Genomic DNA, 22250 nt, shown 5'->3' on the forward strand with positions numbered 1-22250 from the left:
CGCGCTGGTCTGGATCAATGAGGGGTGTAGGCAAAGGGGGTGACCTTGACGCGCTCGGCCGCCACATCCACCCCGATTTCCTCGTCGGTCAGGTAGCAGCCCGGGTCTTCGGCCCAGAAGTTGCCGGTGACCTGATGGGCTCGCACGCGGGTGTTGCCGTTGCAGATGGCCAGGTGTTTGCACTGGCCGCAGCGGCCTTGCACGGGGCGCGGGTGTTGCTTGAGGCCGGCCATCAGGGCATCGGCGGTGTCGGCCCAGATCTCGCCAAAGGGGCGTTGGCGCACATCGCCCAGGGTGTGGTGCCACCACATGGTGTCGGGGTGGACCAGGCCGAGGTTGTCGATGTTGGCCACGTTCACGCCCGAGGAGTTGCCGCCCCAGGCCACCAGCGCGCGTTGCACATCGTCGGCCCAGCGGGGCAGATGGCGTTGCACCCATTGCAGCAGGTAGATGCCATCGGCATCGTTATTGCCGGTCACGAACTCGTGGTCACGGCCGGCCTGGGCTGCCACCCAGGCGGTGTCGAACAGCAAGTCGAGGGCCTGGCGGGTGGCTTCGAAGTAGGCGTCTTTGGCGCGATTGAGGTTGCCGCGGCCAGCATAGTTCAGGTGCGAGAAGTAGAACTTGCTGATGTCTTCGCGTTCCATCAGTTCCAGCAAGGGGGTCAGTTGGTCGCCGTTCATGGCGGTCATGGTGTAGCGCAAGCCGACCTTCACTCCTCGCTCACGTAGCAGGTGAATGGCTTGCAGCGAGCGGTCGAACGCCCCTTCCAGGCGTCGGAATTTGTCATGCACGGCGCCAATGCCGTCGAGGCTGATGCCGACATAGTTGAAGCCGGTGGCGGCGATGCGATCGGCGCAGGTGGCGTCAATCAGGGTGCCGTTGGTGGACAAGCCGGTGTAGAACTTCATCGCGCGGGCGTGCTGGGCCAGCTCGAAGATGTCTTTGCGCATCAGCGGTTCGCCGCCCGACAGGATCAGTGCAGGCACCCCGGCTTCCTTGAGTTCGCCCATCACCTTCAGGGCTTCGGCCGTGCTCAGCTCGCCCGCATAGTCGGTGTCAGCCGACAAGGCATAGCAGTGCTTGCAGGTGAGGTTGCAGCGGCGGATCAGGTTCCAGATCACCACCGGCCCCTTGGGGGTGCGCTGGGGGCGATGGGGGTAGGTACCAGTGCGTTCGGCCTGGGCCAGGGCATTCATGAATTCGGAAATGCGGAACATGGCTTACTCCTGTGCAGAGCCGGGTTTGCGCAGGCGCAGTCCGGTCTTCTTGAGAATCTGGGTGCTGTAAAGGATGTCGCGTTGGCGCAAGGCGCTGCCCAACACCGCAGCGATTTGTTGTGCCTGCTGCTCGACTTCCTCGCGTGTGTGCCCATGCACCATGGCAAACAGGTTGTACGGCCAGACCGGCAACCGACGCGGGCGGCGGTAGCAATGCGACACGAAGGGCAGTTGCCCCACGCGTTCGCCCAGTTCATCGACCAGGGCGTCGTCCACATCCCAGACCGACATGCCGTTGGCGGTGTAGCCCAGACGGTAGTGGTTGGGTACCGCACCAATGCGGCGAATCAGGCCGCGATCGAGCATGGCTTGCAAGGTGTGGATGACCTCGGCTTCGCTCAAACCGAGTTCGGCAGCCACCTGCTGGTAAGGGTGTGGGGTGAGGGGCAGACCGGCCTGGGTGGCGGCGATCAAGTGGCGCTCCAGATCGCTCAGGCCGGCTGGGGCCTCCGTGTGAGAGCGTGTGGAGGCGGCAGAGGGGGGCTTGGCAGTGTTCATGCGGGCAGACGCAGTTCAACGAAGAACTCGCGCTCCTTGGGAAAGGCCCAGACGGTCAGGCCGGCCAGGACCTCGATGCGCTCGCACACAGCCTGGGCTTCTTGCGGGCTTTCGGCGGCGACCACGAACCACATGTTCAAGGCGTGCTCGCGCCGGTAGTTGTGGGCCACTTCGGTCTGGGCGTTGACGATCTGGGTGACTTCGTCATAGCGCTCATCCGGCGCAGCCAGTGCTGCCAGCACAAACTGACCGCCTGCTGCTTCGATCTGAAACAAGGGGCCAAAGCGGGTCAGCCAGCCTTCGTGCAGCAGGCGGTCCAGTCGGGCCAGAACCTCTTGCTCGCTCAAGCCCAGGTCACTGGCGACTTGGGCATAGGGTGCACTGCACAGTGGAAAGCCGCCATGCAGGTGGTTGATGAGGCGACGATCGGTGTCGTCCAGGCTGGAGTGTGTCATGCCGCGACCGCCAGGGTTGAGGTCTGGCTGGGGCGGAAGTAGCGTCCGCCGGTTTGCTTGTAGCGCTGTGTGCTGAACAGCACCGCATGGTCGTAAGGTAGCAGGCCCGCGTATTGCCGCGCGTGCTCAATGTGGGCACGGGTTTCGGCCTCGGTGCGGCCGTGCACCATGCAATACAGGTTGTAGGGCCAGCCTCCGTCGCGCTGGCGGGCGTAGCACAGGGTGATGCCAGGCTGCTTGGCCAGAGCCTGGCCGCGCTCAATGAGCGATTCGTCAGGCACATTGAACACGGTCATGGCGTTGGCGGTCACGCCCAATTCATGGTGGCGCACCACGGCACCGAAACGGCGCAGCACGCCGGAGTCCAGCCAACTTTCGATGGTGTGCAGCACGTCGGTTTCACTGCGCCCCGATTGTTGCGCCCACAGGGCATACGGTTGGTCGACCAGCGGCAAGCCCGCTTCGATGGCCGCCGCCAAGGCGTGGTCGCGGCTTTCGATCGGTTGGCATCGGCGTTGCTGGACGGCCTGGCAGTGCCCGGTCTTCAGATCGAATCCCAGGTCGATTCGGAAGGCGCGGCGCATGGGCAGACGCAGGGCTCGCAACCCGGTGAGAGTCTCGATCTGGCTCACACAGGTGTCACGGTCGGCCTGGCTGGGGGCGGTCACCACGAACCACAGGTTCCAGTGGTGCTGGCGTGCGTAGTTGTGGTTCACATAGTCAAAGGCGTTGACTTGTTCGGCCACCCTGTCGAGTTGCTCGGGGGGTACGGCGAGGGCGCACAGCATGGCTGAGCCGCCTGCACCCACTCCGAAAATGCCGCCAATGCGGCTCAGGGCACCGGACTGCTGCAACTCGGCATAACGCGCTTGTACCTCCGTGGCTGCGCAGCCCAATGACGAGGCGATGACCTCAAAGGGGCGAGCGCACAGCGGGAAGTCACGTTGCCAGTCGTTGAGCAGCGCCATGTCGAGGGTGGCCAGCGGCCCGATGGATGCATTCATGGTCAGAACCCGATACGTCCAGCACGGTGGGTCAGAAAGATGCCGCTGGGTGCATCGATTGACAGGGTTTGCAGCGTGTCAAAGCTGCTGGGGTCGATCACGCTGACGAGGTTGGCGTCGCGCGAGGAAATCCAGACTTGATCAGCCCGGGGGCTGAATTCCATGTGCAATACGGCCTTGCCCGGTTCGAGTGTGCGAATCACTTGCCGGCTGGCGGTGTCGATGACCTGTACCCGGCTGTAGTCAGGTACCGCAAAATTGACCCAGACCTGCCGGCCATCCGGTCGGGCCATCACGAACACGGGCTGGCCGAGAACGGGGATGCGGGCGATTTCCTGCCAGGTGTCGGTGTCGACCACCAGCACTTCGTGGCGGCCAATGGCTGGCAGGTAGGCGTGGCGACCCGCGACGGCCCAGCCACGCAGGTGCGGCATCTTGTAGACAGGCAGGGGCTCTTGTCCGCGACCATAGCCAGACAGGATCTTGCGGGCCTTGGGTTGCGGTGACCACAGGTCGATCAAGGCCAGGCCGTCTTCGCCAAACAGGCCGGCAATGTAGTGGCGGCCTTCGGGTGAAATCAGCGCGTCGTAGGGCTGGTGTCCCACCTGGGTGATTTTCTGAATGCGGGGTGGCTGGCCCGCGCCGGGTACATCGGCGATCCAGACCTCATCGGCATCGAACAGCGAGAACACGAATCGCTGGCCCTGGCCCACATTGGGGGCATCGACCAGTCCGACCACGCGCGACAGCTTGCCTGGGGCGTACTCGGCCGGAATGTCCGCCACCAGTTCCAGCGTGCGGGCGTCGAACACTTTGACGCCGCCCGGGGTGTAGTTCTGCGCGGCCACATAACGACCGTCTTGTGACATGGCTCCGCCAATGCTGTTGCCGGCTTGCATGATCCGGGCTTCGAGCTTGCGGGTCAGGATATTGACCTTGCTCAGTGCGCCATCACGGCCGAACACGAAGGCGTAGCGTTCGTCGCGCGAGAAGACCACCGATGCGTGAGACAGGTCGCCCAAGCCGGCGACTTCACCCAGGATGGTCATGTGGCTGCTGTTGATGATGGCGACCTTGCCGGTGGCGCGTTCGATGATCACGCCCAAGTCACCGGTGCCCACCGGTTCGGAGGCGCTCGGCTGCATGGCGCAGCCAGACAGGGTAGAAAGGGAGATCAGGGCGCTCAGGCCCAGGGCATTCAGCCAGCGAGACAGCAGAGGCGATCGACTTGGATTTCGTGAGGAAATCTGGGCGGTCATGTTGGTGCTTGCTCCCGGTGGTCTGGTGTCATTCGTTGGGAAAGCCGGCACGCAGTTGCTCGGCGATCCAGCGGGCATCGGCTTCGGAGATCATGGTCTTCCAGCCTGGCATCGGGGTGCCCGGACGCCCGTGGTAAATCGTGGCCACCAAACTGTCGAGCGGCATGCTCGCCAGTGCAGTGGGGGTGAGGGGCGGCCCCAGCCCGCCTGTCAGCTGCATGCCGTGACACGAACCGCAATCTTGTCGAACCATGCGCACCAGGTGGCGGGAGTGATCTGACAAGCTGGCGGCCGTGCTTGGCTGTGGGGCCGTGCTGCAGGCACTGCCCAGCACCAGGCTGGACAGCGCGCACAGCTTGATCAAGCTGTTTTGCAAGATCAGGACTTCAGGATCGAATCGACAGCGCCCTTGAGGTCGTCGTCGTTGATCTTGTCAGAACCATGAGGGGGCATGGGGATGGGGCCCCACACGCCCGAGCCACCCTTGCGAACCTTTTCGGTCAGCTTGGCTGGGGCGGACTTGTCACCCTTGTACTTGGCCGCGATGTCCTTGAAGGCGGGGCCCACCAGCTTCTTGTCCTTGGCATGGCAGGCCATGCAGCCGGCCTTGTTCATGGCTTCTTCAGGGGTGGCCGCCAGGCTGCTGGTGGCCACCAAGGCCAGACCGATGGCAGACAGGGCAATGCTCAGTTTTTTCATGAAGGACTCCTGCTTAGTAAACGTCGTGCTGGGTGTTGTTCACGTTGAAGTGACCAGTCGGGGTGATCAGACGGGGATCCTTGATCACGGCCTTCAGCTTGAGGGTCTTGTCGTCCACCACGACGATGGCCGATTGCTTGTCCTTTGCAGACCAGACAGCCAGCCAGACCTCATCGCCCGCCTTGTTGTACTCAGGCTGAACCACGCGCATGGCGCCGCCATCGGTGATGCCCGCCCACTTGGCGATGGGCAGCACGGTGAACCCCTTGGCCAGGTTCTTGATGTCGTACACCGCGACCGATTGGGACACGTTGGGATCAGGATTCAGAGGGTTGTCCACATACAAGTGCTGAGAGTTCGGATGGCTCTTGATGAACAGCGAACCGCCGCCTTGGCTCTTGATGTTTTCGACGACCTTCCAGGCGTACTGCTTGTGGCCCTTCGGATCGGTACCGATCAGCGCAATGCTGTCGTCACCCAAGTGACCCGTCGACCAGACAGGGCCGTACTTGGGGTGAACGAAGTTCGCGCCACGGCCTGGGTGAGGGATCTTGCCGACATCGATCAGGGCTGACAGCTTGCCTTCCTTCAGGTCCACGGCGGCAATCTTGTTCGATTGGTTTGCAGCGACCATGAAGTAGCGCTTGGTCGAATCCAGACCGCCATCGTGCAGGAAGCGCGCGGTGCCGATTTCCGTGGTCTTGAGGGCGTTGATGTCAGAGTAGTCCACCAGCAAAGTCTTGCCGGTTTCTTTCACGTTCACCACGAACTCAGGCTTGAAGTGCGAGGCCACGATCGAAGCCACGCGAGGCTCGGGGTGGTATTCCTGCTTGTCGACGGTCATGCCACGGGTGCCCACAATCTTCAGGGGCTCCAGCGTGTCACCCTTCATGATGGTGTACTGGGGTGGCCAGTAGCTGCCGGCAATCGCCAGCTTGTCTTCATAGCCCTTGTACTTCGAGGTGTCCACCGAACGGGCTTCCAGGCCCACGCGGATTTCAGCCACGTTGTCAGGCTTTTCCATCCACAAGTCGATCATGTTGATCTTGGCGTCGCGGCCAATCACGAACAGATAGCGACCCGATGCCGACATGCGCGAGATGTGCACCGCATAGCCGGTCTTGACGATGTTGATGATCTTCTTGGTGTCGCCATCGATCAGCGCCACTTCGCCGGTATCACGCAGCGTGGTGGAGAAAATGTTGGCGATGTTGTAGTTGTTCATCTTCTTCGTCGGACGCTTCTCCGGCGGGATGATGACCTTCCAAGTGTTCTTCATTTCGGCCATGCCGAATTCGGGCGGTGTGGGAGGGTCTTGCTGGATGTAGCGGGCCATCAGGTCGACGTCTGCTTCAGACATTTCGCCCGAGGTCATCCAGTTGGGCATGCCGGCAGGCGAACCGTAAGCGATGAAGACTTTGAGGTAGTCGGTGCCCTTGGCCAGGGTGATGTCGGGTGTCAGGGGCTTGCCGGTGGCACCCTTACGCAGCACGCCGTGGCAACCCGCGCAGCGTTCAAAGTAGATCTTGCGGGCTTTGTCGAACTCGGCCTGAGTCATTGCCGGGGCCTTGGGGTTCGAGCTTTGGTACATGGGCTCGTTGGCCAGGGGCGAGGTGCCTGCCTGATAGTTCATTTCAGGCTGGGTCACGCCCTTGTCAGCGGCGTGAGCCAAGCCTCCCAAGGCGGCGAATGCGGCCAGCGCGAGGGTGGTGGCCTGTCGTACTACGGTTGTCTTCATGCCTGGTTCTCCTTATTGCAGCGCAAACCTGCGTGAGCAGGGGTTGTGGGGAGGTTGCTGCTTTCCCTCTGTGCCGATCCATCGTGCGCGGGCAAACCCGCAGGCTCCTTAAAGCAGATCAAGAGCCCCGGGTGGATCGAGACAACATGAGCCACGTCAAACCGTGTGTGGCTTTCGCCTCACGCAGCCATCATTTGGTACTGCGACAAACGTTCGGTGTCTTGAATGCGGATCTGACGCTTGTCGACCTCGATGAGGCCGGCCTCGATCAGTTCATGCAACACACGAGAAAAGTATTCGGGCGTCAGTGACAGGCGTGAAGCCAGCGTGGCCTTGCTGACGGGCAGGGTGACAGTGCGCTGTTGGGTGGACTCACCGTAGGCGCAGGGCAGCGATGGCGTTTCACCGTGCAGGAGGTAGCCAATGACACGCTGTGTGCCGGAACGCAAGGAGTAGGACTCGACGTCGTGGATCAAGCCGTGCAGCTTGCGGGAAATGCCGGCCAGCATGCGCAAGGCGAAGCGGTGATCGGCTTCGATCTCGCGCATGATGGCGATGCGCTTGACCGTCAACAGAGACGTTTCGGTCAGGGCCTGGGCGTTGACGATGTAGGGGCGGCCCGTGAACATCAGGGCTTCCGCAAAGGTTTGCCCGGGGCTGATCAACTCGATCACCTTTTCCTGACCATTGGGGGCCAGCGCAAACAGTTTGACCTGTCCGCTGATGACCGCGTGCAGTTCGTCACAAGGGTCACCCACCCGAAACAGCATCTCGCCACGAGACGCTCGACGAACAATGCAGCCTTCCGCGACTCGCTCGAGTTCAGCAGGTTGCATGTCGGAAAACAAGGGCAATTCGCGCAGATAGGGCGCGATGGCAAACGAGTATTGATGATTCATGTCAGGACTCCAGGACCGCAGCGTGTTGCTGCGTCAGGTGACGGGGGACTGCATGCGATTCTGAAAATACCCGAATTGGTGCATTTGATGCATGTCAATTCCGACCATCTGACTCGGCTTTCATAGTTCTTCAGAACGATGGGGGAAGTCCTCGGTTTCGGGTCTGACCTCGTCACTTTGGGGTGGCCAGTTGCGCGTAAACCGTACTGAGTCGCGACACCAGGTCGGCTGGGTTGTGCACCACAGCGAAGCCGCGTTGCCCGAATAAATTGGGGAGATAGTCGTGCGCCTCCTGGTCGATCGTGACGCAGTAGGGCACCAGACCGGCAGCTTTGGCTTCCAGCACAGCCTGTCGGGTGTCTTCCAGGCCATGTCGGCCTTCGTAGACGTCCAGATCATTGGGTTTGCCGTCGGTCAGCAACAGCAGCAGACGCTGTCTTTCTGGTCGGTCTTCCAGGCCTTTGATGGCATAGCGAATGGCGGCTCCCATGCGGGTGTAATAGCCCGGCCGGATGGCCCCGACTCGCGCCTGAATGGCCGCGTTCCAAGGTTCGTTGAAGCGCTTGAGCAGGTGCATGCGCACGTTGTGGCGGCGTACCGAGCTGAAGCCCAGCATGGCGAAAGGGTCTCCCAGTGCGGTGAGGGCTTCGCCAAAGACATACAGTGATTCTCGGATCACATCGATGATGCGTTGGTCGTTGCTGGCCCAAGCATCGGTGGACAAGGACAGGTCGGCCAGCAACAGGCACGACAGGCTGCGCTCGACGGCCTGCCGGCGGGCATAGACGGGGGCTTCACCATCGTGCCGTGGGCTGGCCAGGGCCTCGGTTTGCCACTGTACCCAGGCGTCGAGGTCGAGTTCCTCGCCCTGGGTCTGGGCGTGCAGGTGCCGCGGCAGCGCGCGCAATATCTCCAGCTTCTTGCGAATGCGACGGGCGGTGCGGCGCAAATGTTCGGGCGGGATATAGGGGGCAGGGGTGCGCGCTTCCAGCAGTTGGGCTGCGCAATGGTCGGGCACCAGGCTCTGGGCTTTCCAATGCCATTCCGGTAGGCGCACGCCAGGGCCCAGAGGTAAATCGTCCTGGGCCGCTCCGGGCAGGTCGAGGTCGAACTTGACACGCGCGGCGCTGGTTTCGCCATCGGGCGCAATGGCCAGGCTGTTCATGTCGTCGGCGGCTGCCATGGCGTTGCCATCGTCGTCGTCATCGGTCTGGCGGTTGACCTTGACGTACTCGCTCCACGACATGATCGATTCGGCTCGGAAGAACATCATCATGCCGCTTCGGTCGGTCGCGTTTTCGGTATGGTGCGCGCGCCGGCGCTTGCGGTCCTCCTGGCTGGCTTGGGCCCGAGGCTCACCCGTCGGCTCCGCGGGGGTGCGTGTGACACCGGATGCCGCCTGCGTTTGGGGCGAAGGGCTGAGCCAGAGCCAGACGGGGGCGACGTCTCGCGGCGCGAGCTGAAGCCCTTGCCAAAGCGGGGGGCTGGCTAGCGGGGGCGCCAAAGCGTGGTGGGTATCGAGCAAGCGTGTGCCGTGCAAGGCCGTTTGCACCAGCGACTCGGCCTGTGCGGCGGGGCCTTTGAGTTGCTCGGTGGCGGGCCGCTGATTCAATAGGTGCGCCAACAAGGCTTGATACCGAGCTTGCATGCCCGGGAAGGCTTGCAGGGCGCATTGTGTGGCCCAGAGGTTGTCGTCAATCCAGCGGCCCGTATCCACATGGCAGGCGGCCAGCGTGGCCAGCCACAGGTAAAGGTCTCGGTTGAGCGTGCGCTCTGGGAAAACGGCGATGGATGGAGGCAAGGCCAGGCTGTCGGCATCGAGCATGGGCAGATGCTCGTGCGTGGCGCTGCCGGCCATCTTTTGCAGCCAGTTGCGTGCCCCGCCGCGCTCTTGCGCGGTGGATTCCCTCAAACGTACGGTGGCGCCGCCACCGGCCGCCCGAAACAGCAACTCGATGGGACGCTTCACCTCGGCGAGATGAACCCGCGCCTGCTCATGCTCCGCGCTGGCCGCGCGGGTGATGAATTGGTGCCAGAGGCGGCCAACCAGCTCTTCCATCAATGGCTCCGTGTAGCGGGTTGGCCCGCAGGGGAGGACGGGCTTGGGGCCGCGGGCGTGGCCATGGCCGAACGGCGTTGACGAATGGTTTCGGCTACCGCGGCCGCGTCCACCTTCCAGGTAAGCAGGGCGGGTTGCTGATGGACCGCTTGCGAGTCGTCGCATGCCTCCAGGCAGCGACCACATTGCACGCAAGAAAACATCATGCGCTTGATGTCGCGCGGGTGCAGTCGCATGGGGCAGGCGTTATCGCAGGCGCTGCCATGGGGGATGTGGCAGGTGCGGCAATCGCGTGCGCGCTCGCGTTCAAAGGCCACCACCATGCCCTTGGGGTTGGCCATCCAGGCCAAGCTTTGAAACAGGCCAACGGCACAGCCAAAACGGCAGAACAGGTGGCGTGCGAACAGGAACTCCAGGCTGAACACCAGGGTGCCCGCACCCAGGAAGCGCGCCTGATTCGGGGTGAGACTGGCATGCAGCAGGTTGTGCCAGATTTCAGCCGGAGGCAGCAAATACGTCAGCAGGGTGATGGCCCACAAGCCTGCAAACAGCACCGACCCGAAGCCGTAGACAGGCCACCACCAAGCCGATTGCTTGATGGCTTGGCCATTGGGGCGCGTGGAGGGCAGGGGGTGTTTGTCCCACAGGCTGAACTTGCCGCAGGCGCGGCGTAGCACGCCGTTGAGCATTTCGACAATGGAAAAGTGGGGGCACAGCCAGCCGCAATACAGGCGGCCATATTTCCAGGCAACCGTCAGCCCCCCCACCACGAACAGCACGATGGGCAGCAAGCCCTTGAAGAACAACTGCGCCGCGGTCTCGGCCGGAGTGGCCTTGCCTTGCATCAGGGCGTCGATGCCCAAATGCCACTTCATGCCCAGCACATACAGCTGGGTCTGGTTCAAATCAAAGCGGAAAAGATCCAGCGCAGGGGCGAGCAGGAACAGGGTGAAGAACCCGATCTGCCACAGCCTGCGCCGGGTCTGTCTAGGTAGGCCAGATGGCATGAACTACCTCATCAAGCGCGGTGGCCGTTTCATGGTCGTCGGTCAGGGCATCGACGATGGCGGCTCGGCAGGCCTGGCGCGGTGTGAAACCGGCGCGAATCAGCTTGCCGGCGTAGATCAGCAAGCGCGTGCTCACGCTTTCTTCCAGGTCATGGTGGCTCAGCCGGCGCAGCGAATGCGCTAGCTTGACCAGGCTTTGCGCGGTGGATGACTCGACCTGCGCTTCGCGAGCCACCACTTGCTGTTCAACCTCGGCCGCAGGGTAATCAAACGTCAAGGCCACAAAGCGTTGGCGTGTGCTGGGCTTGAGGCTCTTGAGCAGGTTCTGATAGCCGGGGTTGTAGCTCACCACCAGCATGAACGACGAGGGTGCGTGCAACACCTCACCGGTTCGCTCAATGGGCAGAATGCGGCGGTCATCAGCCAGGGGGTGCAAGACCACGGTGGTGTCCTTGCGGGCTTCCACCACCTCGTCGAGGTAGCAGATGCCGCCTGCGCGAACCGCACGGCTCAGCGGTCCATCGACCCAGACCGTGTCGCCTTGACCGATCAAATGCCGGCCCACCAGGTCGGCAGCACTGAGGTCGTCGTGGCACGACACCGTGAACAAAGGCCGCCCAAGGCGGGCGGCCATGTGTTCTACGAATCGTGTCTTGCCGCAGCCCGTGGGGCCCTTGATGAGCAGGGGCAGCTGATGGGACCAGGCGCGCTCGAATAACTCGCACTCCTGGCCCTGTGCCTGGTAATACGGGGCACTGTCAGACATGATGATCTCGCATCAGGCACGTTGTGCGGGCGCGGTCTTGCGGCCAGCACCACCCCCAGCCTGGCTCAGTTCTGTCACCGGCTCGCCGCCGATGAAGAAGCTGGCCAGATAGGTCAGCAGACCCAGCAGGAACACCACGCCACCCGACAAACGCAGCCAGTAGAAGAAGTTCAACTGGTCTTGCGTGGCCATGAAGCCCATGGGGGTGCTGGACAAGCGTTGCAGCCAGACTTGCAAGATGCCTGCGCCGGTCAGGGCCAGCACCATCACGCCCATGCCGATGGTCATGATCCAGAAGGACCACATTTCAGCGGCTTGCGCTTCCTTGCTGTTGGCCAGACGGCCGCGCAAGGTGGGCATGGCGTACGAGATCATGGTGATCACCACCAGCACATAGGCACCGTAGAAGGCCAGGTGACCGTGGGCTGCCGTGATTTGCGTACCGTGGGTGTAGTAGTTCACCGCGCTCAGGGTGTGGATGAAGCCCCACAGACCTGCGCCCAGGAAACCCATCACCGAAGTGCCCACCGCCCACAAGACCGCAGCCTGGTTGGGGTGTTCACGGCGGCGACGCTGCACCATGTTGAAGGCAAACACCGTCATCATGAAGAAGGGAATGGGTTCCATGGCCGAGAAGATCGAGCCAATCCACTGCCAGTAACCGGGCAAGCCGATGAAGTAGAAGTGGTGGCCGGTACCCAGGATGCCGGTCATCAGCGCGAAGGCGATGATCACGTACAGCCACTTGTCGATCACTTCACGGTCTACCCCGGTGGTCTTGATCAGCACGAAGGCCAGCAAAGCACCCAGGATCAGTTCCCACACGCCTTCCACCCAAAGGTGAACCACGAACCACCAGTACAGCTTGTCGCGCACCAGGTTATGGGGGTTGATGAAACTGAACAGGAAGAACAGCGCCAAGCCCCACAAGCCCATGAGCAGCACCAGCGAGATGCTGGTCTTGCGGCCCTTGAGCAGGGTCATGGTGATGTTGTAGAGGAAGCCCAAGGCCACCACCACAATGCCGAGCTTCGTTGGCAGCGGTTGTTCCAGGAACTCGCGGCCCATGGTTTCAAGCAGCTCGTTGCCGGTCAACTCCGCCAGCTTGGCGTAGGGCACCAGCAGATAGCCAGCAATGGTCAAGGCCCCTGCGACCAGGAAGATCCAGAACAGGGCGATGGCCAGCTTCGGGCTATGCAGCTCCGTTTCCGCTTCTTCCGGGACCAGGTAATAGGCCGAGCCCATGAAGCCCATCAGCAGCCACACGATCAACAGGTTCGTGTGAACCATGCGAGCCTGGTTGAAGGGGATGTAGGGGAATGCAAAGTCCCCGATCACGTATTGCAGCCCCAGAGCCAGACCAAAGACGATCTGACCTACAAACAGGGCGATGGCGCCAATGAAATAGAGCTTGGCGACCGATTGCGATTGGTATTTCAAAGTCTTCATGATCTTCGCCTCAGCCTTCGATATTGGGTGGCCAGTTCTCGGTGTTGATCTCACCGGTCCACTTCAGGAACTCGACCAGATCGTCGAGTTGCTTGTCGTTCAGATCGAACTGGGGCATCTGGCGGCGGCCAGGTGCGTGTGTGGGCTGAGCCTTGATCCAGGCTTTGATGAACTCGGGGCCGCGACGCTTGTAGACGTTGCCCAGTTCAGGTGCGAAGTAAGCCCCTTCGCCCAGCAGGGTGTGGCAACCAATACAGTTGCGTGTTTCCCAGATTTTTTTACCCGCCACAACGGCGGGCGTGATGGCTTGCGCGTTCGACCGCTTGGGGATTTGCTGCTCGCTGTGAAAGACGATGGCGGCAAACAGGAAGGCGAAAAATGCCGACCCCCCGTAGAACATATTGCGGGCCATCTGTTTGGTGAACCCACCTCCGGCACCCTGGCTCATGGAAACCTCCTGGACACTCAATCCCTAATGCCCACCGCCGAGGTCAACCGACCACGGCTTCCAAATGGGCTGCCCGAGTGTCCGAGTGAACTGCTAGGGCATCCTTAAAGCACATCAAGAAACGAAGGGCCGCCGGGTGCGCTTTGATGTGAGTCAACTGAATGATTTGTCGTCGATATACTGCCGCTGCACTTCTCTCTTATTTGCAACGGAGTTTTCTATGCGTTCCATCTGGCTGGCTGTTCTGGGTCTGGCTGTGTCGGCATCAGCAAGCGCTGACCAAGTCGATTTCTCTCTGAACAACGATGCTTTTGCGGCTCGCTACACCTCGGCGCGCATGGGCAATGGCGCCAGCGTGGACGCGGACTGGTTCCACCATGTTGACCGTGGCAATGTGATCGGTCTGGGTTTGAAGATCGATCAATCACGCGGCTCCAGCACGGTTTCTCTCGGTGGCAAGGCGGTTTTCATCTCGAATGACTGGAAGGACGCTTCGGCCTTGGCGCTGGGCGGCTCTTTCAGCATTGGCATGGCAGGTGACCCGCGCGTGCGTTTTGGCGGTCACGCCTGGGTGGCCCCGGCTGTGACCAGCTTTGGCGATGCCGATGGGTTCATGGACATTGGCCTGCGCGTGGGGTATCGCGTGCTGGATCGCGGCGAGGTCTACCTGGCTTACCGCTATGTGGACGTGAGCTACGAGCGCCACCCTGACCTGAAGGTGCAGGACGGCCTGATGCTGGGCATGGAGTTGTCGTTCTGATTTTCAAGCTGAGCCCAGCATGATTCGGCACACCAAGTTGATTCTGTGGCGCTTGCTCGCCATCCTGGGCTTGATTCTGGCGGTGATCGGTGCGGTCCTGCCTGTCATGCCCACCGTGCCATTTCTACTCTTGTCGGCCTGGGCGGCCGGCAATGGCTGGCCACGGCTGGAGGCCTGGCTGCTGGACCACGCCACCTGGGGGCCGCACATCCGCCACTGGCGTCAGCACGGCGCGGTGTCGCGCAAGGCCAAGGTGCTGGCCTGCTCCATGATGGCGTGCAGCGCCGTGATGATCTGGTTCCTGCCCGTGCCGCTGTGGTTGCGGTGGGGCGTGGATGGCACCTTGCTTGTGGTGGGGGCTTGGTTGGTGTCGCGCCCGGAGCCGCGCGGCTAGAGCGCGGTCAGAAAAAGTCGACGCTCGAGTCCAGCGTGGTGATGGGCCGCCCCTCGTGCGTGGCGTGCTCTTCCGCCGTGGTGTAGGTGCGTTTCAAGCGGGCCAGCCAGTTTTCCGGCAGCATGTCGTCAGACGTGTCGCCGCGCTGTAGCGCCTCTTCCATGCGTTGCATGTCCTGGGTGATGTGCTGCAGGATCTGACTGAGGCGGTCTTCATTTTGCAGCGCCAGAAAAATCTGGTCGACGTTGGCTTGCACCTGTTGTCGGACATTCGCGAGCGCTTGCGACGACGAGGCCAGATCCAGCAGCCCGTTGAACACGTGGCGCACCGTTTCTTCCAGTTCATCGTGGTTGCGGGGGGAGCCCCCAGCAGCCTGGTGGGTGTGTTTGCGCAGTTTGTCGACCTCGCCAACCAGGGCATTGAGCCGTGCGCTGACTTCTTCCCCCGCCTCTCGCGAGTTCAGGGCGGCTTTGACGAGTTCGTCGGCTACCGACATGAAAGAACCCAGCAAGTCCATCGTGGTCGAGGAGGCTTGCACGCGCACAAATTCAATTTGCTGCCGCCAGATGGGCAAAACCTGGATCAGGGCGCTGTGTTGAACGAGGGCGGGAGCGGTCGCAGAGGAGGGCGTCATGTGGCGGCAGGGTCAGGCAATGAAGCGGTCATGCGGTCCCGGCACGAATGAGCCGGACGAGATTGAATCAGGATGCCTGATTCTGATTCGACTTGATCCAAGCCAGACAGAGGTGTTTTGCCGTCATCTTTGCCCGACCTGTCGAGCTGTCGCGAATCGCGTGCATCAGGGGCTTGCATTTTTTTCGGCCCTGCCGATAGAATCATTAGCACTCGACGGTGGTGAGTGCTAATAACTGATCACCGAAGCGATTCAAATGTGAGCGTGTGCTCACTTCTTTTCTCTTCAACCGATGTCTTTTTGATAGACAGGAGTAACGATGAAACTGCGTCCTCTGCACGATCGCGTGATCGTCAAGCGTTTGGAAAATGAAACCAAGACTGCCCTGGGCATCATCATCCCCGACAACGCTGCAGAAAAGCCCGACCAAGGTGAAGTGTTGGCTGTTGGTCCTGGCAAGCGCAACGACAAGGGCGACTTCGTGGCCCTGAACGTTCAAGTGGGTGACCGCGTCCTGTTCGGCAAGTACTCTGGCCAGACCGTGAAGGTCGACGGCGAAGAGCTGCTGGTGATGCGCGAAGAAGACCTGTTCGCTGTGGTGGCCAAGTAATCGGCTGATCCCCAGACTCCCCCATTCAAGTACTGATTTCGGAGAATTCAAATGGCAGCAAAAGACGTCATCTTCGGTGGTGAAGCCCGTGCTCGCATGGTCGAGGGTGTGAACATCCTGGCCAACGCTGTGAAAGTGACCCTGGGCCCCAAGGGCCGTAACGTGGTTCTGGAGCGCTCGTTCGGCGCCCCCACCGTGACCAAGGACGGTGTGTCCGTGGCCAAGGAAATCGAACTCAAAGACAAGCTCATGAACATGGGCGCCCAGATGGTCAAGGAAGTCGCTTCCAAGACCTCTGACAACGCTGGCGACGGCACCACCACCGCCACCGTGCTGGCTCAAGCCATCGTGCGCGAAGGCATGAAGTACGTGGCCGCTGGCATGAACCCCATGGACCTGAAGCGCGGTATCGACAAGGCTGTGGCAGCCCTGATCACTGAGCTGAAGAAGCAATCCAAGCCCACCACCACTTCCAAGGAAATCGCTCAAGTTGGCACCATCTCTGCTAACTCCGATTCCGACGTCGGCGAAATCATCGCCAACGCCATGGATAAGGTCGGCAAGGAAGGCGTCATCACCGTTGAAGACGGCAAGAGCCTGAACAACGAGCTGGACGTTGTCGAAGGCATGCAGTTCGACCGCGGTTACCTGTCGCCTTACTTCATCAACAACCCAGAGAAGCAAGCTGCTCTGTTGGACAACCCCTTCGTGTTGCTGTACGACAAGAAGATCTCCAACATCCGTGACCTGCTGCCTACCCTGGAGCAAGTCGCCAAGGCGGGTCGTCCTCTGCTGATCATCGCTGAAGAAGTCGACGGCGAAGCCCTGGCTACTTTGGTTGTGAACACCATCCGCGGCATCCTGAAGGTGGTGGCTGTGAAGGCTCCAGGCTTCGGCGACCGTCGCAAGGCCATGCTGGAAGACATCGCCATCCTGACTGGCGGCAAGGTCATTGCTGAAGAAGTCGGCATGTCTCTGGACAAGGTCACCCTGGCTGACCTGGGTCAAGCCAAGCGCGTTGAAGTGGGCAAGGAAAACACCACCATCATCGACGGCGCCGGCGCTGCTGCTGACATCGAAGCCCGCGTGAAGCAAATCCGCGTGCAGATCGAAGAAGCCACCAGCGACTACGATCGCGAAAAGATGCAAGAGCGCGTGGCCAAGCTGGCCGGCGGTGTTGCCGTGATCAAGGTGGGTGCTGCCACCGAAGTCGAAATGAAGGAAAAGAAGGCCCGCGTGGAAGACGCCCTGCACGCGACCCGCGCTGCTGTGGAAGAAGGCGTGGTGCCTGGTGGTGGCGTGGCTCTGCTGCGCGCCAAGCAAGCTGCTGGCGCCATCAAGGGCGACAACGCTGACCAAGACGCTGGCATCAAGCTGGTGTTGAAGGCCATCGAAGCCCCTCTGCGCGAAATCGTGGCCAACGCCGGTGGCGAACCCTCCGTGGTCGTCAACGCCGTGTTGAACGGTTCGGGCAACTACGGCTTCAACGCTGCCAACGACACCTACGGCGACATGATCGAAATGGGCATCCTGGACCCCACCAAGGTGACTCGCACTGCTCTGCAGAACGCCGCTTCCGTGGCTGCTCTGATGCTGACCACCGAGTGCATGATCTCGGAATCGCCTAAGGACGACGCGCCTGCCGGCGGTATGCCTGACATGGGCGGCATGGGTGGTATGGGCGGTATGGGCATGTAATGCCTGTCAGAAAGCGGCGAAAGCCGCTTTCACCCAGCGACCCCAAGCGCTGACAAAAAAGCCTCCCGCTGGGAGGCTTTTTTTATGGGCCGACGGATCAGCCATTCAAGTTTGGAACCGAGTCAGGCCTTTGCCCGCAGTTCGCGCTCATGAGCTTCGGTGTCTTCTTTGACATGTCGCGCCACGAATCGGCCAATGTAGCCCAGCATCACAAACATGAATGCGATGACGGCGGCACTCATCAGGCCATAGTCGGTCGTCAGAAAGTCTTTCCAGGCTTGCATGAGGGATCTCCTTTGTTCATCTCGGCCTCTATCTGACGCCTGTTTGGACTTGCGTGTCATGATCCAGATCAATTCCCGGCGGTGGTGCATGGCTGAGCTGTGTGCAAGTTTGAGCGGGCACAATGTCTGAATGAATTTGCCGTTCCGAATCTCGCTACATGCGCCGGGGAAAGCGGCCCGTCTGGCCACGCTTTGCGCCTGCTTGGGGCTCGTTTTGTTGTGGCTGTCGGCGACACCGGCTGTTGCGGCGGCCAGCGTGGAGCGCAGTTCGGAGGTGGTGCGGCCTCGCATTGGCCTGGTGCTGTCTGGCGGCGGGGCTCGCGGGCTGGCGCATGTGGGGGTGCTGAAAGTACTTGAGCGCGAGCGCATCCCAGTGGATGTGATTGCCGGTACCTCCATGGGGGCGATCGTCGGGGGTCTGTACGCCAGTGGTTTGTCTGCCGCCGAAATCGAAACCGAGGTCCTCAAGCTCGACTGGAACAATGTGTTTGCCACTCGGGTCGATCGGCGCGAGTTGTCACAGCGGCGCAAGGAGCAAGATTTCGAAGTCTCCCCCCTGCTGGAGGTCGGCATAGGCAGCGATGGCATCAAGGCGCCGCTGGGCTCGGTGTCGAGTCGAGGCCTTGAAGCCCATCTCAGGCGCTTGACGCTGTCTGCTCGGCAGGTGAAGGATTTCGATCAACTGCCCACCCCATTCCGAGCGGTGGCCACCGACATGGAGTCGGGGCAGGCCGTGATCATGCGTGATGGCGACCTGGCCACCGCCTTGCGATCGAGCATGTCGGTGCCCGGCGTGTTTTCTCCGCTCGAAGTCAATGGCCGCATCCTGGGCGATGGGGGGCTGGTCAACAACACCCCCGTCGATGTGGCCAGAGCCATGGGGGCACAGAGGCTCATCGTCGTCAACATTGGCACCCCTTTGAGCAAGCGGGAAACGCTCAATACCCTCACCGGGGTGACCAGTCAGATGATCAACATCCTGACCGAACAGAACGTGCAGCAGAGCCTGCGCACGCTCAAGTCAGACGACATCCTGATCGCGCCGGAACTCGAAGGCATGACCTCGGCCGATTTCGAGCGGGCCAGAGAGTTTCTGATGCGTGGCGAGTTGCAGGCGGAGGCCATGGTGCTGCGCATGCAAGATCTGCGCGTCAGCGAAGCCGAATACGCCGCCTGGCGGGCACAGCGCAAGCAGCGCGAGGCCAGCCCGGCTCCCTTGGCGTTCGTGAGGTTCGAGGGCAGCAAATTGACCCAGCCCGAGGTGCGCTCGGATGTGTTGTCCAGCCAGCCTGGACAGTTGTTCGATCTGGCCAAGGCGGAGCACGATGTGACCGTGCTGGCGGCCACGGGCGACTATCAGCGAGCTGACTATCGCCTGGTGCGCGGGCCGCGGGGCGAAGGCCTGGTGTTCGAGCTGGAAGACAAACCCTGGGGGCCGGACTATCTTCAAATGGGCCTCGATTTCAGTGCCGATAACCGTGGTCGCAGTGCCTTTAACCTCAAGCTGGTGCACAACCGCCACTGGCTGGATTCGCATGGCAGTGAATGGCGCAATTTCCTGCGCCTGGGCTCGTCGCCGGCCTTGGGCAGCGAGTGGTACCGCCCCATGGACTGGCGCTTGCCCGATGGCATGAGCGGCTTTGTGGCGGTGTCGGGTTTGGCGCAGCGGCGCACGGTGTCTTACTTCACCGATCCGAACGAGCCCCTGTCCGCCAACATCGATCGCAACAGCGCCGGCGTGGCGCTGGAAGCTGGCCTCAACTGGCGTGAGTTGGGTGAGTGGCGCTTGGGTTGGGTGGCCGACGATTGGCGTGATGAGCCCACCTTGATGGCGGCCAGCTATGCCCTGACCAAGGGCGTGCAGCGCTGGCGTGAGCAGGGGTGGCGGATTCGTGCTGTGTTCGACCAGCTCGACCATGCCTATTTCCCCATGCATGGCTGGCGGGTTGAGGGGCGCTGGTTCCAGGGGCATCACTCATGGCGCGACCATGCGCCCTCCGAGCAGCAAGAAGGGGGCACCCGCTACCTTGACTTGCAGGGGCAGTTTGCCCATTCGTGGGGCACCCACACGCTGCAAGGCTATGGTCGCCTGGGCGTATCCGAAGGGGTTCAGCCGAGTGTGCCGCGTTGGGGCCTGGGTGGGTTCCAGCAGCTGTCAGGCTATGCACCGTTCCAGATCAGTGGCTCGCAGGTTGCCTTGGTTCGCCTGGGCTACCAGGTCCGTGTCAGTGACCTTGCCTTGACGCGGGGCTTGTTTGTCGGCGGCAGCGTCGAGCTGGGAAATGCCTGGGATCGGCCGCAAGACATCTGGCGAGGCGCCAAACGCAAAGGCTTCAGCGTGTACCTTGGCGCCGATACGGCTTTTGGGCCGGTCTACACCGCCGTGGTGACCAGCCCCGGTGTGGGGTCGACCGTGATGTTGTTCGTCGGTCGACCTTGATGGCGGAGCGTCAGACCCGGCTGAGGGCTTGGCCCACCGTCGAGCGCAAGTACTCGACCACATGCGGGCCGATCTTGTTCAGGGGCAGCACCTCCTGTACTGCGCCGGCTGCGATCGCTTCGCGTGGCATACCGAACACCACACAGCTGGCTTCGTCCTGGGCCACACAGTAGGCGCCGGCATCGCGCATTTCGCGCATGGCTTTGGCGCCGTCAGCTCCCATGCCGGTCAGCATGATGCCAATCGCATTCGGGCCCACCACGCGGGCGGCCGATTTGAACAGCACTTCCACGCTGGGTTTGTGGCGGTTGACCGGGTCGCCGTCTTGCACGCGGGCGATGTAGTTGGCGCCCGATCGCTCCACGCTCAAGTGCATGCCGCCAGGAGCGATGTAGGCATGGCCGGGCAGAATGCGCTCTCCGTCCTGCGCTTCTTTCACACTGATCTTGCACAGACTGTCGAGTCGGGCTGCATAGTTTTTGGTGAAGCCGGGGGGCATGTGCTGGGTGATGACCACGCCGGGGAAATCGGCGGGCAGGGTGGTCAGCACATCCTTGGTCGCTTCGGTGCCGCCAGTTGAGGCGCCGATGAACAGAATTTTTTCTGTCGACAGCCGGCCCATGGGGCTGCCGCCAGAGGGCTTCACAGCAGGTGCCGCAGGCGCGGTGGCCCCGCCTGTGTTGGCTGGAGCAGCCACATGCAGGCGGCTGATGCGGGCCTTCGATGCCACGCGAATCTTGTCGGTGATGTCTTCCGAAAGCTGACGCAAGCCATCAGCCACGCCGATCTTGGGCTTGGCCACAAAATCAATGGCGCCCAACTCCAGCGCTTTCAGCGTCACATCGGCCCCCCGTTCGGTCAGGGTCGACACCATGACCACCGGCATTGGGCGCAGGCGCATCAACTTCGACAGGAAGTCGATGCCGTCCATGCGGGGCATTTCGACGTCGAGGGTGATGACGTCGGGGTTCAGGTTGCGAATCATCTCGCGGGCCACGAACGGGTCCGAGGCCGCGCCAATGCATTCCATATCAGGCTGGCGGTTGATGATTTCACTCAGCATGCTGCGTACCAGCGCCGAGTCGTCCACCACGATCACGCGAATCTTGGCCATGGTGTGTCTCCTTTATCAGAACAGATCAATCGAACCACCGCCAGTCGAAACCGGGACCACCTTCTGGGCGGCCAGGCGTTCCTGCTGCACGATCTGTTCCGGGTTGGTGGGAGCCAGGCGCTTGACCATGGCTTTGCCGCTATGGGGGAAGAAGCACACCTTGCGTGGGTAGATTTCCAGCACGTCTTTCGAGACCACGGGGATGCGTTCTGTCTTGAGGTACTCCATCACAAAGGCGGTGTTGCGCTCACCCACGTTGATGGTGTTCATGCCGCTGATCACGGCGCCGCCGCCAAATACCTTGGCTTCCAGCGTCAGGCGCGACGCGCCCATCTTCAGCATTTCGTTGATCAGCAGTTCCATCGCGTAGGAACCGTAGCGGCCTGAATCGCTGGCGCCGCCACCGTTGTCGGGCAGCATGAAGTGGTTCATGCCACCGATCTTGGCTTGCCGATCCCACAGGCAGGTGGCAATGCATGACCCCAATGTGGTCATGATCAGTACGTCCTCGTTGAACACGAAGTACTCACCGGGCAGCACCTTCACGGCCTCTGCCTGGAAGTGTGCGTCGAAGAAGAAGAACGAGGCCTCGCCGGGCTTGGGCACCCGAGCCTTGAGCCGATCCAGTCGGTCGCGTCGCTGATTCAGGCCTCCGGCGGCCAGGCCGCTCGTTGACCCGGCGAGCGATCCTCCGGCCAAACCGGCACCTGGACGACCGGCGCTGATGGAAGATGAACTGATCATGTCTTGCCCTT

The 22250-nt window shown here is 61.7% G+C and carries 23 protein-coding genes; 5 read left to right on the forward strand and 18 right to left on the reverse strand.

Annotation, left to right across the window (positions count from 1 at the left end):
* Positions 1–14: 14 nt before the first annotated feature.
* From nirJ to VFW72_RS00125, 14 genes are all read right to left on the reverse strand, one after another.
* A complete protein-coding gene (gene nirJ / locus VFW72_RS00060; protein ID WP_329672215.1) occupies positions 15–1220 on the reverse strand; it encodes a heme d1 biosynthesis radical SAM protein NirJ in 1206 nt (401 codons plus the stop codon).
* Positions 1221–1223: 3 nt separating this feature from the next.
* Complete coding sequence (locus VFW72_RS00065; RefSeq protein ID WP_329672216.1) at positions 1224–1778, reverse strand: Lrp/AsnC family transcriptional regulator; 555 nt, start codon at positions 1776–1778, stop codon at positions 1224–1226.
* The gene (locus tag VFW72_RS00070; RefSeq protein WP_329672217.1) at positions 1775–2233 is read right to left on the reverse strand and encodes an Lrp/AsnC family transcriptional regulator; all 459 of its coding nucleotides are present in this window, start codon (positions 2231–2233) and stop codon (positions 1775–1777) included. Before VFW72_RS00070 ends, VFW72_RS00065 begins: the two co-directional genes overlap by 4 nt.
* Positions 2230–3237: an Lrp/AsnC family transcriptional regulator gene (locus VFW72_RS00075; RefSeq protein ID WP_329672218.1), complete on the reverse strand. Its 1008-nt coding sequence runs from the start codon at positions 3235–3237 to the stop codon at positions 2230–2232. Before VFW72_RS00075 ends, VFW72_RS00070 begins: the two co-directional genes overlap by 4 nt.
* Before the next feature lie 2 nt (positions 3238–3239).
* Positions 3240–4382 carry a cytochrome D1 domain-containing protein gene (locus VFW72_RS00080; RefSeq protein ID WP_329672341.1) on the reverse strand — a complete coding sequence of 381 codons (1143 nt, stop codon included), beginning with the start codon at positions 4380–4382 and terminating at the stop codon, positions 3240–3242.
* 142 nt (positions 4383–4524) lie between these two features.
* Positions 4525–4872, reverse strand: coding sequence for a c-type cytochrome (locus VFW72_RS00085; RefSeq protein WP_414638752.1), 348 nt, complete (start codon positions 4870–4872; stop codon positions 4525–4527).
* 2 nt (positions 4873–4874) lie between these two features.
* Entirely contained in the window at positions 4875–5195 is a 321-nt protein-coding gene (locus VFW72_RS00090; RefSeq protein WP_329672219.1) for a c-type cytochrome, read from the reverse strand.
* Between the two features lie 13 nt (positions 5196–5208).
* Positions 5209–6933: a cytochrome D1 domain-containing protein gene (locus tag VFW72_RS00095; protein WP_414638753.1), complete on the reverse strand. Its 1725-nt coding sequence runs from the start codon at positions 6931–6933 to the stop codon at positions 5209–5211.
* Positions 6934–7112: 179 nt separating this feature from the next.
* Positions 7113–7832 carry a Crp/Fnr family transcriptional regulator gene (locus VFW72_RS00100; protein WP_329672220.1) on the reverse strand — a complete coding sequence of 240 codons (720 nt, stop codon included), beginning with the start codon at positions 7830–7832 and terminating at the stop codon, positions 7113–7115.
* Between the two features lie 172 nt (positions 7833–8004).
* On the reverse strand, positions 8005–9891 hold the full coding sequence (locus VFW72_RS00105; RefSeq protein ID WP_329672221.1) for a nitric oxide reductase activation protein NorD: 1887 nt from the start codon (positions 9889–9891) through the stop codon (positions 8005–8007).
* Positions 9891–10898 (reverse strand): 4Fe-4S binding protein, encoded by a 1008-nt coding sequence (locus tag VFW72_RS00110; RefSeq protein WP_329672222.1) that lies wholly within the window; start codon positions 10896–10898, stop codon positions 9891–9893. Before VFW72_RS00110 ends, VFW72_RS00105 begins: the two co-directional genes overlap by 1 nt.
* Positions 10879–11664, reverse strand: coding sequence for a CbbQ/NirQ/NorQ/GpvN family protein (locus tag VFW72_RS00115; protein WP_329672223.1), 786 nt, complete (start codon positions 11662–11664; stop codon positions 10879–10881). The genes VFW72_RS00110 and VFW72_RS00115 overlap by 20 nt, the downstream gene beginning before the upstream one ends.
* A 12-nt stretch (positions 11665–11676) precedes the next feature.
* Entirely contained in the window at positions 11677–13113 is a 1437-nt protein-coding gene (locus VFW72_RS00120) for a cbb3-type cytochrome c oxidase subunit I (protein ID WP_329672224.1), read from the reverse strand.
* 10 nt (positions 13114–13123) lie between these two features.
* Positions 13124–13561, reverse strand: a complete 438-nt coding sequence (locus VFW72_RS00125; RefSeq protein ID WP_329672225.1) for a c-type cytochrome — start codon at positions 13559–13561, stop codon at positions 13124–13126.
* 220 nt (positions 13562–13781) lie between these two features.
* On the opposite strand from VFW72_RS00125, the gene VFW72_RS00130 reads away from it, so the two are divergent.
* Together VFW72_RS00130 and VFW72_RS00135 are read left to right on the forward strand one after the other, a co-directional pair.
* The gene (locus tag VFW72_RS00130) at positions 13782–14321 is read left to right on the forward strand and encodes a YfaZ family outer membrane protein (RefSeq protein WP_329672226.1); all 540 of its coding nucleotides are present in this window, start codon (positions 13782–13784) and stop codon (positions 14319–14321) included.
* 19 nt (positions 14322–14340) lie between these two features.
* Positions 14341–14715 carry a YbaN family protein gene (locus VFW72_RS00135; RefSeq protein ID WP_329672227.1) on the forward strand — a complete coding sequence of 125 codons (375 nt, stop codon included), beginning with the start codon at positions 14341–14343 and terminating at the stop codon, positions 14713–14715.
* A 7-nt stretch (positions 14716–14722) separates the two neighbouring features.
* On the opposite strand, the gene VFW72_RS00140 is transcribed toward VFW72_RS00135, so the two are convergent.
* Positions 14723–15349 (reverse strand): hypothetical protein, encoded by a 627-nt coding sequence (locus VFW72_RS00140; RefSeq protein WP_329672228.1) that lies wholly within the window; start codon positions 15347–15349, stop codon positions 14723–14725.
* A gap of 319 nt (positions 15350–15668) precedes the next feature.
* Here VFW72_RS00140 and VFW72_RS00145 point away from each other — a divergent pair, with 319 nt between their 5' ends.
* Both VFW72_RS00145 and groL read left to right on the forward strand, forming a co-directional pair.
* On the forward strand, positions 15669–15959 hold the full coding sequence (locus VFW72_RS00145; RefSeq protein WP_329672229.1) for a co-chaperone GroES: 291 nt from the start codon (positions 15669–15671) through the stop codon (positions 15957–15959).
* 51 nt (positions 15960–16010) lie between these two features.
* Entirely contained in the window at positions 16011–17657 is a 1647-nt protein-coding gene (gene groL / locus VFW72_RS00150) for a chaperonin GroEL (protein ID WP_329672230.1), read from the forward strand.
* 122 nt (positions 17658–17779) lie between these two features.
* Here groL and VFW72_RS00155 read toward each other — a convergent pair whose 3' ends face one another.
* Positions 17780–17941, reverse strand: coding sequence for a DUF3149 domain-containing protein (locus VFW72_RS00155; protein WP_329672231.1), 162 nt, complete (start codon positions 17939–17941; stop codon positions 17780–17782).
* Between the two features lie 130 nt (positions 17942–18071).
* Here VFW72_RS00155 and VFW72_RS00160 point away from each other — a divergent pair, with 130 nt between their 5' ends.
* The gene (locus VFW72_RS00160; RefSeq protein ID WP_329672232.1) at positions 18072–20381 is read left to right on the forward strand and encodes a patatin-like phospholipase family protein; all 2310 of its coding nucleotides are present in this window, start codon (positions 18072–18074) and stop codon (positions 20379–20381) included.
* A gap of 10 nt (positions 20382–20391) precedes the next feature.
* On the opposite strand, the gene VFW72_RS00165 is transcribed toward VFW72_RS00160, so the two are convergent.
* Entirely contained in the window at positions 20392–21495 is a 1104-nt protein-coding gene (locus tag VFW72_RS00165; RefSeq protein WP_329672233.1) for a chemotaxis response regulator protein-glutamate methylesterase, read from the reverse strand.
* Positions 21496–21510: 15 nt separating this feature from the next.
* Positions 21511–22239 (reverse strand): chemoreceptor glutamine deamidase CheD, encoded by a 729-nt coding sequence (cheD, locus tag VFW72_RS00170; protein WP_329672234.1) that lies wholly within the window; start codon positions 22237–22239, stop codon positions 21511–21513.
* Between the last annotated feature and the right edge of the window lie 11 nt (positions 22240–22250).

Origin of the sequence: Aquabacterium sp. (assembly GCF_036273115.1) — a bacterium.
GTDB lineage: Bacteria > Pseudomonadota > Gammaproteobacteria > Burkholderiales > Burkholderiaceae_C > Aquabacterium.